Annotated in this window: 16 protein-coding genes; 8 read left to right on the top strand and 8 right to left on the bottom strand. The window is 50.7% G+C overall.

Going from position 1 to position 14,596, the window contains the following annotated elements; translation table 11 throughout:
• Positions 1-159 precede the first annotated feature (159 nt).
• The 3 genes from AWQ23_RS01775 (at position 160) to AWQ23_RS01765 (ending at position 3,538) form a co-directional block, all read left to right on the top strand.
• Positions 160-1,161 (top strand): TrkA family potassium uptake protein, encoded by a 1,002-nt coding sequence (locus AWQ23_RS01775; protein ID WP_045441446.1) that lies wholly within the window; start codon positions 160-162, stop codon positions 1,159-1,161.
• A 120-nt stretch (positions 1,162-1,281) separates the two neighbouring features.
• Positions 1,282-1,971, top strand: a complete 690-nt coding sequence (rpe, locus tag AWQ23_RS01770) for a ribulose-phosphate 3-epimerase (protein WP_012305958.1) — start codon at positions 1,282-1,284, stop codon at positions 1,969-1,971.
• 154 nt (positions 1,972-2,125) lie between these two features.
• Positions 2,126-3,538, top strand: a complete 1,413-nt coding sequence (locus AWQ23_RS01765) for a hypothetical protein (protein ID WP_157072180.1) — start codon at positions 2,126-2,128, stop codon at positions 3,536-3,538.
• 108 nt (positions 3,539-3,646) lie between these two features.
• On the opposite strand, the gene psbU is transcribed toward AWQ23_RS01765, so the two are convergent.
• A complete protein-coding gene (gene psbU, locus AWQ23_RS01760; protein WP_012305956.1) occupies positions 3,647-4,063 on the bottom strand; it encodes a photosystem II complex extrinsic protein PsbU in 417 nt (138 codons plus the stop codon).
• 130 nt (positions 4,064-4,193) lie between these two features.
• Here psbU and AWQ23_RS16125 point away from each other — a divergent pair, with 130 nt between their 5' ends.
• On the top strand, positions 4,194-4,367 hold the full coding sequence (locus AWQ23_RS16125; protein WP_198158680.1) for a hypothetical protein: 174 nt from the start codon (positions 4,194-4,196) through the stop codon (positions 4,365-4,367).
• A 3-nt stretch (positions 4,368-4,370) separates the two neighbouring features.
• A complete protein-coding gene (locus AWQ23_RS01755) occupies positions 4,371-5,006 on the top strand; it encodes a peroxiredoxin (protein WP_030006099.1) in 636 nt (211 codons plus the stop codon).
• 118 nt (positions 5,007-5,124) lie between these two features.
• Here AWQ23_RS01755 and lpxC read toward each other — a convergent pair whose 3' ends face one another.
• The 3 genes from lpxC to purC all read right to left on the bottom strand — a co-directional run bounded on the left by lpxC (position 5,125) and on the right by purC (position 9,096).
• On the bottom strand, positions 5,125-5,952 hold the full coding sequence (lpxC, locus tag AWQ23_RS01750; RefSeq protein WP_062431963.1) for a UDP-3-O-acyl-N-acetylglucosamine deacetylase: 828 nt from the start codon (positions 5,950-5,952) through the stop codon (positions 5,125-5,127).
• A gap of 45 nt (positions 5,953-5,997) precedes the next feature.
• Positions 5,998-8,169: a BamA/TamA family outer membrane protein gene (locus AWQ23_RS01745; RefSeq protein WP_062436449.1), complete on the bottom strand. Its 2,172-nt coding sequence runs from the start codon at positions 8,167-8,169 to the stop codon at positions 5,998-6,000.
• 174 nt (positions 8,170-8,343) lie between these two features.
• On the bottom strand, positions 8,344-9,096 hold the full coding sequence (gene purC, locus AWQ23_RS01740) for a phosphoribosylaminoimidazolesuccinocarboxamide synthase (protein ID WP_062436447.1): 753 nt from the start codon (positions 9,094-9,096) through the stop codon (positions 8,344-8,346).
• Between the two features lie 127 nt (positions 9,097-9,223).
• Between purC and coaD the strand changes: the two genes are divergently transcribed.
• Both coaD and AWQ23_RS01730 read left to right on the top strand, forming a co-directional pair.
• Positions 9,224-9,760: a pantetheine-phosphate adenylyltransferase gene (gene coaD, locus AWQ23_RS01735; RefSeq protein WP_012305950.1), complete on the top strand. Its 537-nt coding sequence runs from the start codon at positions 9,224-9,226 to the stop codon at positions 9,758-9,760.
• Positions 9,685-10,398: a hypothetical protein gene (locus AWQ23_RS01730; RefSeq protein ID WP_030006094.1), complete on the top strand. Its 714-nt coding sequence runs from the start codon at positions 9,685-9,687 to the stop codon at positions 10,396-10,398. Before coaD ends, AWQ23_RS01730 begins: the two co-directional genes overlap by 76 nt.
• Here the strand turns inward: AWQ23_RS01730 and AWQ23_RS01725 are convergent.
• Positions 10,380-11,525: a Gfo/Idh/MocA family protein gene (locus AWQ23_RS01725; RefSeq protein ID WP_062431961.1), complete on the bottom strand. Its 1,146-nt coding sequence runs from the start codon at positions 11,523-11,525 to the stop codon at positions 10,380-10,382. The two genes, AWQ23_RS01730 and AWQ23_RS01725, sit on opposite strands and share 19 nt — an antisense overlap.
• Positions 11,526-11,598: 73 nt before the next feature.
• On the bottom strand, positions 11,599-12,732 hold the full coding sequence (locus AWQ23_RS01720; protein ID WP_062431959.1) for an extracellular solute-binding protein: 1,134 nt from the start codon (positions 12,730-12,732) through the stop codon (positions 11,599-11,601).
• A 222-nt stretch (positions 12,733-12,954) separates the two neighbouring features.
• Between AWQ23_RS01720 and AWQ23_RS01715 the strand changes: the two genes are divergently transcribed.
• Complete coding sequence (locus AWQ23_RS01715; RefSeq protein ID WP_030006091.1) at positions 12,955-13,341, top strand: hypothetical protein; 387 nt, start codon at positions 12,955-12,957, stop codon at positions 13,339-13,341.
• 54 nt (positions 13,342-13,395) lie between these two features.
• On the opposite strand, the gene lspA is transcribed toward AWQ23_RS01715, so the two are convergent.
• Both lspA and AWQ23_RS01705 read right to left on the bottom strand, forming a co-directional pair.
• A complete protein-coding gene (gene lspA, locus AWQ23_RS01710; RefSeq protein WP_012305945.1) occupies positions 13,396-13,902 on the bottom strand; it encodes a signal peptidase II in 507 nt (168 codons plus the stop codon).
• A 66-nt stretch (positions 13,903-13,968) separates the two neighbouring features.
• Positions 13,969-14,583 (bottom strand): biotin transporter BioY, encoded by a 615-nt coding sequence (locus AWQ23_RS01705; protein WP_232308941.1) that lies wholly within the window; start codon positions 14,581-14,583, stop codon positions 13,969-13,971.
• Positions 14,584-14,596: the final 13 nt, after the last annotated feature.

Here is a 14,596-nt window from a genome sequence, read left to right as displayed (position 1 = left end):
TGAGCTAAAGAAATTCTATGTTTTTTTAGCTTCCTACGGGTCGGCTGAAATTGTCTGCAACTTTCCTTACAAACATCAGACTTATCTTGAGGTTCATCGGTGTACAGCATTGAGCAAAAATATAGACGCCTCAGGGGGCAACTGCAATTGGGTCTGCTGATGCTTGTGGCGCTGTTTCTGCTGGGGACAAGTTGGTTTATTGTCGTGGAGCAGTGGTCATGGGTAGATGCGGCCTACATGACGATGATCACCTTAGCCACGGTGGGCTTTGGGGAAATTCATCCCCTAGGCGATCGCTCTCGGATATTCACCATTATTCTGATTTTTTTGGGCTTGATTGCGGTTGGTTATATCGTCAACCGTTTCATCGAAGCAATGATTAGCGGCTATTTTCAGGAGATAAAAAAATTGAAACAGTATCAGCAGCAAATTAGTCGTCTCAATAACCATTACATTGTTTGTGGCCTCGGTCGCACAGGGCAGCAGGTGGCCCGGGAATTTCTCGCCGAAAATATTCCCTTTGTCGTCATTGACCAAGATCCCGACATTATCGAAGCCGCTCAGGATCAAGGCTACATTTGCATCCAAGGAGATGCCACCCTCGATCAACATCTCCATGAAGCGAAAATCGACCGGGCAACTTGTTTGGTGGCGGCCCTCAGCTCCGATGCAGAAAATCTCTATACGGTACTCTCTGCCAAAACATTGAATCCAAAAATTCGGGCGATCGCCAGGGCCAGTACCGAAGAAGCCGTGGAAAAATTACGCCGTGCCGGAGCCGATGCCGTTGTTTCTCCCTACATTACCGGGGGACGTCGCCTGGCCGCCGCTGCCCTTAGACCCCAGGTTATGGATTTTGTTGATGGCATTTTGACTGGCGCAGAACGGTCTTACTACCTCGAAGAAATCCGTGTGGATAGCAATTGCGGCGGTTACATTGGCAAAAGCCTCAGTGAAGCTCGACTCAGGGTACAGTCCGGCGCCCTCGTCCTCGCCATTCGCCGTCAAGATGGCAGCCTTATTCCTGGGCCGACGGGTGATACCTTACTGTTATCTGGGGACTTTTTAATTTGTATGGGCACAGCTGAACAACTGCGTAAATTAAATAGTATTTTGATCCCTGTACAAACCGATGGGCCTCTACGCCCCCCCCAGCGCTAGGTCAGTGTTTCCTGAAACAATGCTCCACCCAGGCTAGGCCACAAAAAATATTGATACAAACTTTTGTTAATATTGATACCAACTTAGAATTCTTGAGATAATAAGAGGAATCCACCCACCATGACTGACAAGAAAATTGTAGTTTCCCCGTCCATTCTTTCAGCGGATTTTAGCCGCCTTGGTGAAGAAATTAAAGCAGTCGATGAGGCTGGCGCTGATTGGATCCACGTCGATGTCATGGATGGTCGTTTTGTCCCGAATATCACCATTGGGCCGTTAATCGTTGAGGCGATTCGTCCCTACACCAAAAAGCCTTTGGATGTGCATTTGATGATCGTTGAGCCGGAAAAATACGTGGCAAATTTTGCTAAAGCTGGCGCTGACATTATCTCCGTCCACGCCGAACACAATGCGTCTCCCCATCTCCACCGCACCCTCTGCCAGATTCGTGAACTGGGTAAAAAATCTGGGGTTGTGCTGAATCCTTCTACGCCCCTTGACATCATTGAGCACGTCCTTGATGTTTGTGACCTGATTTTGATCATGAGCGTAAACCCTGGGTTCGGCGGCCAAAGCTTCATTCCTTCGATGGTAAACAAGATTGAAAAACTCCGGGCCATGTGTGATGAGCGCGGCCTGGATCCTTGGATTGAAGTCGATGGTGGGATCAAGCCTGCTAATGCGTGGCAAGTGATTGATGCGGGTGCGAATGCGATTGTTGCAGGCTCTGCTGTTTTCAAAGCCCCCAGTTATGCTGAGGCGATTGAAGGGATTCGTAACAGTAAGAAATCAGAAGCGGTTGCGGCCTAGGACATCCCCCTAAATCCCCCTTCAAAGGGGGACTTCACACCAAAATTACTTCACAATAAATAATTGGGGAAAGACGAAACTGTTTTTCCCTATTTTTGTGGCCAAGGGAGTCTGGTGGCATAATCGAAATGCTCCCCTCCAGAATGGTTGTGCTGTGAAAGAGTCGGATTTGCGTCGATTGGCGGAACAGGGAAATCCCCAGGCGATCGCCCAGGTGTTAAGGCAAGCGTTTCAACCCCACCAGATCCGGGTGATGCTCAAACGAGTGACTGATAAGCACCTCAAAATTCAACTCGAAGGTTTTAATGTCCCCGACCAGGCGATCGCCAAACAAATCCTTACCCCTTGGCAGAAAATCTGGGAGCACACGATCACAGAAACCTTTACTGTTGAAGGTATTCGATTTGGGGAAGTTACCCCCGACTGGGAATGGACAATTGTAGCGGGCTTACTCTCCCCAGCCGAACGGGAACCCTCCCCGGAAGCACTCAGTGCCCAAGAATCACCTAAAAAGGCAGCCCTCAAAAACGATGATCTCACCCTGAAACTCCGGCAGCTACTCGCTGCTTATCTATGGAGTATCAAAGTTACCCCTTCTGCTGGGGCCTTGGTGATCAAGTTAACGGTCATTGACCAGCGCGATCGCCAAGATTATTGCCAGATTATCCAGCAGGCTTTGCAGCATTTCTCCCTGGACGATGTCGAAAAAGTTTACCTCAATGTCTACCATCGCCAGCAACGACAATACCTCCTCAAAACCTGTTTTTCTCTCCATGGTGCTCTGCCGTCCCAAATCCCCAACCAGCGCCCCCGGTCACGGCAACTGCCTCCGGATACCCCCCAGGCGCTCCTCATTGGCGGTAGTCTGGGTCTGATTCTCTTTTTGCTGCCCCCCAGTCGCTTTATTCTGAATACCTTTCTCACCCTCGTCCATGAAATTGGTCACGCGATCGCCTTTTGGCTGTTTGGCTATCCCGCTGTGCCGAGTTTTGACTTTATCTTTGGGGGTGGAATTACCCTCGCCCTCGGCCGCGCCAGCATTATTTTGTGGCTACTCTACGGGGCGATCGCCTATCTCGCTTGGCAATACCGTCGCAATCGCGGCACCCTAATCACCTTGGCAGGTCTGACTCTCCTGCAAATCCTTTTGATCCTGACGGGTTGGGATCAAATCGCCATTATCGCCATGGGCCATCTCTTAGAAATTGCCGCCGTCTTTATTTGCTTGTACTTTGCCCTCGGCAAATATTTTTGCCATGTCTCCGGTGAACAAACTCTCTATGCCCTGTTGGCCAGTTTTAGCTTTCTGGAAAATGGTGCCTTTTTCGGGCAGCTTATGACCAGCGAAACGTTCCGTATTGCCTACCGGGTCGGGAAAGGGGGCCTCCTCGACCATGACCTGGTGCGTCTGACCCAAGATTTTTTCGCGATGTCCCTGTCAACCCTGGCGGGTTGCTTTCTGCTGCTGACTCTCCTCGCGCCCGTGCTGGCCTTTGGGGCATTTTATTGGGAATCCCGCTGGGTACCTCAGTTTTATCGACTGTGCCAACCGAGCCCCAAACCTTAAAAATTGCCGTAAAAAAACCTATCCCTCAGGAATAGGTTAATTGCCATTAAAAATTTAGGTTTGACTTACAAACATCTTCCTAAACGCATCAAGATTTCGTTTGTATTTTTAATAGTCACCGGTGTTTAGACGTTGGTCACCATCAATAAACACATCGGCAGGCGGTGTTACAGTGAAACGCTCCAAATTTTCCTCTAACCGTGCCAGTTGCTTTTCGCTGAGGTCGGGGATATTCAATACATCTTCAACGCTGTCATAGGGGGCATTTTCGATGATGCGTTTGGCCAACGTGGGATAAAATCCACGGAGCTCGCGGAAAAGACGGACGCTGGCGTTGTTTAGGTCGATTTTCTTGCCATATTCTGACTCAAGCACCTTGTCAGCGGGATTAACACGCTCACCGAGCACGGCTGCAGAAACAAAGCCATTGCTTAAATCGAGGGCTTGGGCTTGGGGCTGAACGCTAAAGAACGCGCAACCGAACATGAGGACGAGCCCCATTAATGCACTCACAACTCTACTCATTATGATTGATTCCTCCTAGGCTTTTCCCAGCTTTTTTTGATGATTCTTAGATTTATGTAAAATACCAAGCTTCAGGCGGCCTGAAACTACTAACGTAAAAAATTCTGGCTTATTATTTCATTTTTCCGGCTTGATTGTCACCCTCGGCTTTTTTGATTTTGAAGAATGGCAACAAAAGTTAATAAATATTGCGCTGTGTGACGGCAGCTTATCATTTTCCGGTGGCGATCGCCTCCCTTGGCATCTTCCCAGGGAGATGGGCCATAATGATCCTTTGGTAGTTTATTTAACATCAGGAGTTTAGTTTATGTCTCTCCGGTTAGGCGATGTGGCCCCCAACTTTACCCAAGATTCCACCATTGGGGAAATTGATTTTTACGATTGGGCCGGCGACAGTTGGGTTGTTTTGTTTTCTCACCCCGCTGACTTTACCCCCGTGTGCACCACCGAATTGGGCGAAGTGGCTCGGTTAAAGGGAGAGTTTGAAAAGCGCAATGCTAAGGTAATTGCCCTCAGCGTTGATGACACGGCCTCCCACAATGGCTGGGTGGGTGACATTGACGAAACCCAGGGGTGCGCTGTCAATTACCCGATTTTGTCCGACGCAGATCAGAAGGTCGCTACCCTCTACAATATGATCCACCCCAATGCCAACCCGAAGGTGACGGTGCGGACAGTTTTTGTCATTGATCCTGAGCGGAAGGTACGTTTAACCATTACCTATCCCCCCAGCACTGGTCGGAATTTCCAAGAAATTTTGCGGGTTTTGGATTCGCTGCAACTCACAGACAACTACAGCGTAGCGACCCCTGTCAACTGGCAGGATGGTGAAGATGTCGTGGTTTCTCCGGCAATCTCCACTGAGGATGCGAAGGTGAAGTTTCCAAAGGGCGTTAAGGAAATCAAGCCTTATCTCCGTATGACCCCCCAACCGAATAAGTAGAGCCTCAAGTCCTAGGGGCTGGCAATCTCCGAAAAAGGCGATCACCAGCCCAAAAAAATAGCAATACGGGTCAAACTATTGGCGTTATCCTTCACCCAATAGCAGCTTGATTAGAATTTTAGAAAAGCGTTGCCTGTAAGGTTTTAGCAAGCTGGGTATGGAGTTTATGGCTTGCTTTATAGGCCAGGTAATGGGCCGTGGGGATCGTACCAAGCAAACTCAAATCCCCGATTAAATCAAGTAATTTGTGGCGAGCCGGCTCATTGTCAAACCGGAGCGGCGGATTGAGCCATTTTTCCTGATCACAAACGAGGGCATTATCAAGACTGCCTCCTTGAATTAAACCAGCTTTTTTCAATTGCTCAATTTGATCGGCAAAGCCAAACGTCCGGGCCGGGGCGATCGCCTGGGCAAAGGGCTCTGTTGCGGGGCTCCAACTGTGCCACTGGTTGCCAATGGGCTTGTAGGTGAAATCGATGCCATAGGTAAACCGCAGTTCCGGTGAGGGTAAGGCTGCCACAAACGCGTCATCTTCCCGGAGCCAAACGGGTTCTGCGACCACAGGAACGGCGATCGCTTCATCCGTGAGGGTCTGGGTGCCTGCCTTGGCGATCGCCTCTATCCATTGCGCTGCCGAGCCATCCAACAGGGGTAACTCCGGCCCATCTATTTCGAGGCGCACAACATCGATCCCAAGACCCACCAACGCCGCTAACAAATGCTCTGTGGTTCTGACCTTGGCCGTCCCCACTGCCAATTCCGTAGACAAAAGGGTTTGATCGACGGCCTCAATGCGGGCCGGGATCTGGGGTTGCCCTGGTAAATCTGTACGCACAAAATAACGACCCTGGTGGCGATCGCCAGGCACGAGCCTTAGGGTGACCCGTTGCCCCGAATGGAGACCCACCCCAGAACATTCAACGGTTGTTTTTAACGTTTTAACCATCACAAAAAAGGGGGTTGCCCCCCACGAAATCAGACCGATAACACCCTAGAAACGCTCACCAATACCAAAGTGAATACGACTGTCCCCTTGGTCGTTAAGCCCATAATCCACCCGGATTGGCCCCAGGGGAGAATTCACCCGCACACCGATACCATAGCCGAAACCATTACCGGGCTTACCACGGGTTCCCGCCGGATCTCCAGGCACATCATCCCCGGAACCGAGGTCTGTGGCATAGTCAGCAAATAACGCGCCACCAACCGCCGAGAAAATGGGGAAGCGATATTCTGCTGTCGCTTGGATGTAGTTACGGCCACTGCCGAGGTCTCCTTCTTCAAAGCCCCGAACCGAGTTACTGCCCCCAAGGGAGAAGGCTTCGTAGGGGGGTAAATCCCCGATAATTGCGCCCCCTTGGATATTGAAGGCCAAAGTATGGGGTTTCTCTTCACTGCCAAAACTGGGGAGTTTAATCGGTGAATCCATATAGATACTGTGGCTGGCCCGGAGTCGGTTAAAGAGAATACTGCCGCTACCAATGGGAATGGTCTGGTCGGTGCCGAAACGGGTAATGGAGCCGCGGGTTGCCCCATCGAAGCTCGTCCGTTTATCGCGCACCACATTTAGACTCAGGGCAAAGATATCGTCAATACCATTGTCAGAGAAACTGAGTTGGTTCCCAGCTTCGTCGATAAACTCTGTATCACCATCGGCATTGGTAATCCGGACGCGATTGTAGTCGAAGCCGAGGGAGGCTCGCCATTCAGAGGGGCCAAAAACATCCTTCGATAAAGGACGACTAAAGGTCACCCCACCGCCAATCCGGTTAATTCGGGGGCGATCGCCGCTGTCTTGTAAATCAACATCATTTTCCCCACCATCAAAGATCAGTGAGATAGAACGACGGCGGAAAGCATTGACCGAATAGGACGTCCGGTAAGGATCGCCGGCAATCCAAGGATCCGTAAAGGATAGGTCGAACAGAGCATCCCGTTGTCCTAATTGGAATTCGGCTGCCAGACGCTGGTTATTGCCGCCCAGGTTTTGTTGTTGGTAGCTCACACTCCCAAAGAAACCGCTGGCGGAGCTAATTCCCCCACCCGCAGCGATGGAGCCTGTATTTCCTTCAATGACATTTAGATTGAGGACAGCCTGGGTCGGATCTTCGGTGCCTGTGGTGAAATCTAACTGGACATCTTCAAATAACCCCAGACCAAACACCCGCTGAAGATCCCGTTGGGCGACATCCCGCCGGAAAACGTCTCCTGGCTTGAGTTCCATTTCCCGCGTGATGATAAAGTCTCGGGTCTTGCCATCAACGGATTCATTGTCGGCGTTGATGAAATTGACTTGGATATCTTCGATCACCCCTTCAACGACGACGAGGGTCACAACCCCATCGGCACTGGGTTCATCAATACCGATCACTTTCGCTAAATCGTAGCCATTGTCTTGGTACCACTGCTGGAGTTGTTGCAGCTTATTACTGCCCTCTTGGAAATCATTGAGGTTGATAATTTCGCCATAGCGATCGCTAAAAATATTATCGACAACTTCGGGAGGGGTAATATTTTGACTGCCTTCTAGGGGCAATGCCTGCACGACGATATCGGTCAAAACGGGGTTGGGCACCACGTCAAATGTCACCCGTACCCCAAGGGGTGTATCTTCCGGGGTGGCGACTACATTGGCAAACAAACCTGTCGCATAAACACGGTTCACGTCATTACGGATTTGTGAAACCGTCGTCGGCCGCCCGGCTTGGGTTTCAATGGCGCGGATAATTCTTTGTTCCAGTTCGACGTTGTCGCCCACACCATTAATCTGAATTTCTGCGACCAATACCCTAGGCTCGTTGGGGTTGGCTTGCTGGGCATTGGAATTTCCCTGCTGCTGGGCGTAGAGTTGCGGCAGATTACTATCTTGGGGAGCTTCTTGAGCCTGAGCAACGGGAGAAGTAACAGCTTGGGTTGATGATTGGGCCAGGTTTTCGGACTGGGGCGCTGGCGTCTGGGAAGCTGGTGCTGCTGTGGGGGCTACGTCCTCTACGGGCAGAGCTGGCACAACAACTTGGGTCGCCGTTGGCACCAGGGGATCGGAGTGACTCCCTTCTGATCGGGGTTCGGCATGGGCCGGAGACATCACACCCAAAGAGGCGATCGCCGCCCAAAGTGCGAGGGCCTGGGGGGAAAAATAGTCTAAATTTTGTTGTTTCTGCACGTCCAAACACCAGATCAAACGAAAGTTATCAGCACTATATTTATAAGTGCTTTTTCTGTAAATCGGCCAACATGAGTAATTTACTCTGCTGGATTGTACCAGAGTCGAAGACGGGGAAGCGTTGCTTATGTTTCCATGTCTAGACCCCGTAATTTAGCCTTGGGTCGGGAAAATTTAGGCGAGGGATTGCAATTGCTGCACCTGGGCCAAGACCCTAGCCTGGACAGTTTGATAAGCGTTTTCGATGTTACCGAGGTCTTGACGGAAGCGGTCTTTATCCATCACCCGCAGGTTGGGGTCTGTTTCGGTTTGATCCCACAGGCGGCAGGTGTCGGGACTAATTTCGTCGGCCAAAAGAATTGTCCCTGTTTTGTCGGTGCCAAACTCGATTTTAAAATCCACCAGGGTAATCTGACAGCGCGCAAAAAAGCCTTGCATCAGACCATTGATCCGCAGGGCATAGTCCTGGAGTCGGGCCAGTTGCTCGGCGGTGACGATCTGAAGCAGCATAAGGCGATCGCGGGTCAAGAGCGGATCACCGAGGTCATCATCCTTGAGATAAAACTCCACGAGGGGTTGGGGGAGAACTGTGCCCTGGGCCAAACCCGTTTGTTTACAAAGACTACCCGCCGCAATATTGCGCACAACCACTTCTACCGGCAGAATTTTAACTGCTTTAACGAGCATCTCATCAGCTTTGGTTTGTTCGATAAAGTGGGTCGGAATGCCCTGGGTTTCCAGCCATTGGAGGAGGGCAGCGGCAATGGTGCAGTTCATTTCCCCTTTACCCTGGATGGTGCCTTTTTTCTGGGCATTGAAGGCGGTGGCGTCATCTTTAAAATAAGTGAGGAGAACATCAGGGTCAGCGGTGCTGTAGAGAATTTTTGCCTTACCTTCGTATCTTTTTTCCGGGTGGTGCTCGCTCATAAGCTGGTTAAAATCGTGGATAAAATCATTCTCCATTGTAGGGGCTGATGTCCCTGGGTTTGCCTAGGGGCTTGGGGAAACAATATGTCACAATAAAGCCGATCTCTTCTGTGTGGCGCTGTATTTTGTGATTGCTATTTATCCTGGAAGCTTTGATCCGATCACCCTGGGTCATCTCGATATTATTGAGCGGGGCGATCGCCTCTTTGAAAAAGTAATCGTGGCGGTGCTGTGCAATCCCAGTAAATCGCCGATTTTTAGTCTCGAAAAGCGCGTGGCCCAGATTCGCCGCTGTACCCAACATTTACCTAACGTGGAAGTGGCGAGTTTCACGGGTTTAACCACCGACTACGCTCGGCAACGTAATGCGGGTGTATTACTAAGGGGACTACGGGTGCTATCCGACTTCGAGAAGGAGCTACAGATGGCGCATACAAATAAGACGCTTTGGGATAATATCGAGACAGTATTCCTGGCGACCTCCAACGAATATAGTTTTCTCAGCAGCAGCGTCGTCAAAGAAATTGCTAAATTTGGTGGTTCCGTTGATCACCTCGTTCCTGACAATGTCGCTGAAGATCTTTATCAATGGTACAAAGTTCATCCTCCCCAGGTAAGCCCACCGACAATAATGCCAACTCCCCAACCCTTTATCGAGGGGTAGACTTGAATGTGCAGGAACAGCTCACCCATTTAGAAGAAGTAATTTTTGAAGGCTTTCAAATTCCCCTCACGGGACTAACCCTCGTTAAAGACAACGATGTTTTAGACCAGCTCGATGCGGTACGGGCCAGTGTTCCTGAAATTATTGAGCGGGCCGTCGAAGTGCTCCAATACAAGCAACACCTCGTTGAACAGGCTGAAGCCGATGCGGATCGGATTGTCACCAGTGCCAAGCAGCAGGCCGCCCAATACTTAGACGAGATGGCCCTCACCCGGCAAGCTGAGCAACAGGCGGCCCAATTGCGCTACACCACAGAGCAAGAATGCCAAGCCCTCCGCCAAAGTACCCTCGCCGATCTAGAGGCCTTTCGACAGCAGGTGTCCCAGGAAGTGCAGCAAATGAAAAACCAGGCGATCGCCGAGGCCCAGGCCATCCAACAAGATGCGGATCAATATGCCCACAATCTCCTTGGCCGCCTTGAGGTGAATCTCCGGGAGCAACTAGAAATTGTTCAAAACGGACGGCGACAACTCCAACCACCACCATCCTCAAATAATGGGTTAGCGCCCCAGGCGACTGGCCAAAATCCCCAGGGACGGCGTACTTCTCCCCAACCGCGTCAGCCTAGATCGAGATAGGTATCGAGATCCGGCACCGTTAACCAACGGCCTTGGGTATGGGCCTGGTGGGTTAAATCCATTAGCAACTGAGAATAGACCCCTTCCCGGAGCGTCGGGGCGATCGCCACTGGATCTTCGGATACCTCTTGATTTTGTTGACAGCGGTCGATGGCTTTGACCCAATGATTAACGACCCGGATAAAGGGCGCAAGGCGGCCATCGGCAAAGGTTTGGGGAAATTCAAGGCGCTCTGGAATGGCCACAGGTTGCAGTGTTTCACCCGCCTGGCCCGCCTGGAGCGTAAAACCATGGACATAATCCTTGAGGTTGCTGCTCCCCAAAACCAGGGAACCGCGATCGCCATAGACTTCAACCCAGTGGCCCCGACCGTGGTGACTGACGGAAGTGATATTAATTTGGCAGGGTGTGCCGTCGGCCAGTTCTAGCATGATCAAGCAGGTGTCATCGGCATCGACGGGTTTAAGGCGATCGCCATCCTTGGGGTCGGGTCGCTCTTTAATGGCGCAACTGAGATGACCCGCCAAACGTTTCACAGGGCCAAACAACCAATGGACATAATCAAAGGCATGGGAACCCACCGCCCCCAAAGCACCGCCCCCTTGATCTTTGCGGGCATACCAATTCCAAGGTCGGTCTGGGTTGGCTCGACTGGTCACTAACCAGTTGATCGTAATCAGGCGTTTTTCACCAACAAAACCTTGTTGTAGATATTCCGCGAGACATTGCCAAGCAGGGACAAAGCGAAATTCAAAATCTGGGGTTACGACCAAATTTTTTTGGGCTGCCAGATGGTAAAGCTCCCGCGCCTCAGCCCCATTCAAGGTCATGGGTTTTTCTAATAAAACATGTTTCCCCGCTAGAAGAGCTTGTTTGGCCATTTCATAATGCAAAAAAGGGGGCGTCGAAATGGCAACGGCGGCAACGGCAGGATTTTCTAGGAGGGCATTAAAGTCGCTGGCACTTTCGGCAATTTGATGGGCCGCGGCGATCGCCTGGGCTTTGTCCGGATCGCGATGGTAAACCGAGACCACTTCGGTGCGGTGGTGGTGTTGGAGGCCGGGAATGTGAATTTTTTGGCCAAAACCGGTACCGGCGATCGCCACCCCAATGGTGTCGTGGGTCATGGGAACTCCTCAATCGATGATCTTCCTCCGCATTATCCAGAACAGCGGTGGGCAAAATCAAAATTTTTCTGGTCTAGCCCTGGCGCACTGCTTGCCAAACCTGTTGATACTGGGCCGTCACCTCCGGGTTTAACATCTCGATAATTTCACTGGCCCGGAAGGTATTTTGATCGAGGTAAATTAACGGATTATCAGTGATGGCAGGGTCTAAATTGGTTGCCGCATAAATTAGTGGAGAGGCCCCGTGACTACTGCGGGAAATCTGCTGAATCGCCGCTGGTTCCCAACAAAAATCTAACCAAGTTTTTAGGGTCTCAAAAGAAGTTTGGCTGCGTTGGGGCTGCACCCACAGATCACACCAGAGGGCCGTGCCACTGGCGGGAATCACTGCCCCTAAATTGCGGTAGCGTTGCAGGAGCGGCAAAATATCCTGGGACCACCCCTGGGCAATCCAAGTGTCGCCCATGTTGAGGGGCTGGAGATAGTGGGTGGAACTATAGAATTTGACCTGGCGGTGGAGGGTTTGGAAATCGCTCTCTAAATTGGCGATCGCCTCTGGATCAGTTTCGTTGTAGGATTTCCCCTGTTTTTTCAGTAAAAGCCCCAACACTTCCCGCGATTGATTCAGCAGAGAAATTTTTCCCTGTAATTCTGGCTGCCATAGATCTGCCCAATCCGTCGGTGTCCACCCCATATTTTTCAACTTATCCTTGCGGTAGACCAGCATCGTCGTGCCCCAGCGGTAGGGCTGCCCCCACAGTTGCCCTTGGGGGTCGATCTCGCCCTGGACATTGCGGCGCAAAAACCGTTGCCAAGGTTCCCCCAACTCTTCCCACCGCGTTAGTTCCTCCAGAGATAACGGTTGAACAAATCCCAAGGCGATCGCCTGTTGATACCAACCATGACCCAGGGTCAGCAGATCCGGCACCGCTGCCGAGCGATTGAGGAAATTTTCAGAAGTCTCCGGCATCTTCATCGCCGCATCCTGCAACACCTCAAATAATTCTTGGAGCTGTTCTAGGGGTTTGAGATCTAAGCTGACCGTTTGCCCTTGGTTTTGCCGAAACAATGTCAACAGTTGTGGCGAGATTGACCCCCGTAATGTATTGATTTGTAAAGTTGTCTCCGAGGTTCGTTGACACCCTCCCAAACACCCAGCAAGGGCATAGAGTGCGGAAATAGTCAAAAAATGGCGGCGATTGGGCATAAATCTAAATGTCGTTTCCCCTGGGAAATATCTTTTCAAAAAATAGCAAATTTAGCCTTTAATCAAGTGCAACCTTGGCCAGGACAATTGCAACTTTATCCTTGGAGATACAAGGTTTTCTTAAGGTTTTCTAAGAGAATCTTAAATATATCAGGATAAATATTCACAGCCTTGGGGTTGGTACTAGCATGGGACAAAGACCCGACTTTAGGCTGACAAAATATGAGTGTTCAAGGCTATATCAACGAGTTGAAACATCAGCTTGATCTGTTGTATCAAACCGTCGAACAAATGCAGCAGGGGCTAGGCCCAACGGGACAATCCTTGTCGGAAGCAGATTTGATGACAATGGTTCCCAAAATTGATCCAGCGGTCTTTGGCTTAGATTTTCGGGTCGGGGGAGAATCCTTTCACCACAAAGATGTTTTATTTGATGAAACCCTAGGCTTAGAAGGGCGTTCCATGGACGAGAAGCAAATGAGCCCGGAATGGCAGATCAAGCGACTCACGGCCCAGTTGACGGTGGCCTACAAACGCATTGCCCAATTAGAGGAACAGTTGCTCTCGCAGCAAAACGAACACAATGGCAGTGAATATATCTATTCTTGATATTTTCTGAGAATCTATAACGGCGATCGCTCCACCCTCCAGATTATTAAAAGATTACTTAGAGTTAGGGGGCGATTCTGTTTGGGCGAGGCGGTAAGAAAACCATAAATTGAGCAATAAACAGGCGATGCCAATGTTGATACAGACATCGGCAATGTTAAACACGGGAAAATTAATCAGGCGAAAGTCGAGAAAATCGACCACATAGCCAAATAAAAAGCGATCGACGCCATTGCCCATCGCCCCCGCAAGAATAAATCCGTAGCCGCCTTGTTCCCAGAGCGTTTGGCGATCGCCAAACCAAGCCAAGGCCATCAAACCCACACTGACTCCCAAGGACAACCACCGGAGCCAATGTACGCCATCGGTAAAGATGCTGAAGGCAGCCCCAGTGTTTTGCACATAGGTGAAATGGAAGACATTCGGCCAGAGGGCAAAGGTATCACCCACCTCCGGCAAGGTCTGGAGCACAATGGTTTTTGTTAGTTGATCGAGGACTAATCCGAGGAAGGCAACAAGCCAAAACCAGCGATTTTTCAGTAAATCTTGGCGCAGATCCATGGAGAGAGAGTTTCCGTTTCGCTAAAAAGAAAGAATATCAAGCCCAATACTTTGGCCTAATTTGGCCTAATAGAACAAAATCCGTCGTACCCCATAGGCCAACACGGCCACACCACAGACTAGCATTAACTGACTCGGAAAGGGAGTCACACTATAGAGGGCGATCGCCTGGAGCAAACTCAGTTCCGTCGCCTGTAATTTTTCCAGGAGGGTCAGCCCCACCAGATAAAGAATGCCACAACTGTGGAGAGCGATCAGACCACAAAAAGCACTGAGGGCGAGGGCTTCTAAACTCAGCACATACCGAAAGGCAAGCCAACCACAAATGCCCGCCGCTGGGATAAAGCCGATGATATAACCAAAGGTGGGTTCTGTCAGATATCCCAGTTTTCCCCCTTGGGAGAACACCGGCAACCAAAACAAGCCGATCAGAATATAGGCAATCTGGGCGATAATCCCCGCATTTTTGCCCCCCAAACAGCCCGTGAGGAGAACAGCAGCCACTTGACAGTAAATCCCCAAAGACTGAGTTTGTAGTCCCGCCGTTGACCAGTCCCAAGGGAGATTGAGCCGGTGGGCCTCGATGAAGGTGCCCCCAATCGTCAGGGATACACCGATCAATGCCCACAGGAGTTGGTTAAACCAGTTCGGGCCAGTGGTGGCAGTTTGCTTTGGGGACAAGGATCTGGGGAGG

Origin of the sequence: Picosynechococcus sp. PCC 73109 (assembly GCF_001521855.1) — a bacterium.
Lineage (GTDB): Bacteria > Cyanobacteriota > Cyanobacteriia > Cyanobacteriales > MRBY01 > MRBY01.
This window is presented reverse-complemented; position numbering and strand designations above follow the sequence as displayed.

Excerpts from the sequence above, each read along its gene's own strand:
- lspA (WP_012305945.1), bottom strand. The coding sequence starts at position 13,902 with ATGGATCTGCGCCAAGATTTACTGAAAAATCGCTGGTTTTGGCTTGTT.
- psbU (WP_012305956.1), bottom strand. The coding sequence starts at position 4,063 with ATGAGTAGAGTTGTGAGTGCATTAATGGGGCTCGTCCTCATGTTCGGT.
- AWQ23_RS01715 (WP_030006091.1), top strand. The coding sequence starts at position 12,955 with ATGAGTGTTCAAGGCTATATCAACGAGTTGAAACATCAGCTTGATCTG.
- AWQ23_RS01720 (WP_062431959.1), bottom strand. The coding sequence starts at position 12,732 with ATGCCCAATCGCCGCCATTTTTTGACTATTTCCGCACTCTATGCCCTT.
- AWQ23_RS01755 (WP_030006099.1), top strand. The coding sequence starts at position 4,371 with ATGTCTCTCCGGTTAGGCGATGTGGCCCCCAACTTTACCCAAGATTCC.
- AWQ23_RS01730 (WP_030006094.1), top strand. The coding sequence starts at position 9,685 with ATGGTACAAAGTTCATCCTCCCCAGGTAAGCCCACCGACAATAATGCC.
- AWQ23_RS01775 (WP_045441446.1), top strand. The coding sequence starts at position 160 with ATGCTTGTGGCGCTGTTTCTGCTGGGGACAAGTTGGTTTATTGTCGTG.
- AWQ23_RS01725 (WP_062431961.1), bottom strand. The coding sequence starts at position 11,525 with ATGACCCACGACACCATTGGGGTGGCGATCGCCGGTACCGGTTTTGGC.
- purC (WP_062436447.1), bottom strand. The coding sequence starts at position 9,096 with ATGAGCGAGCACCACCCGGAAAAAAGATACGAAGGTAAGGCAAAAATT.
- lpxC (WP_062431963.1), bottom strand. The coding sequence starts at position 5,952 with ATGGTTAAAACGTTAAAAACAACCGTTGAATGTTCTGGGGTGGGTCTC.
- rpe (WP_012305958.1), top strand. The coding sequence starts at position 1,282 with ATGACTGACAAGAAAATTGTAGTTTCCCCGTCCATTCTTTCAGCGGAT.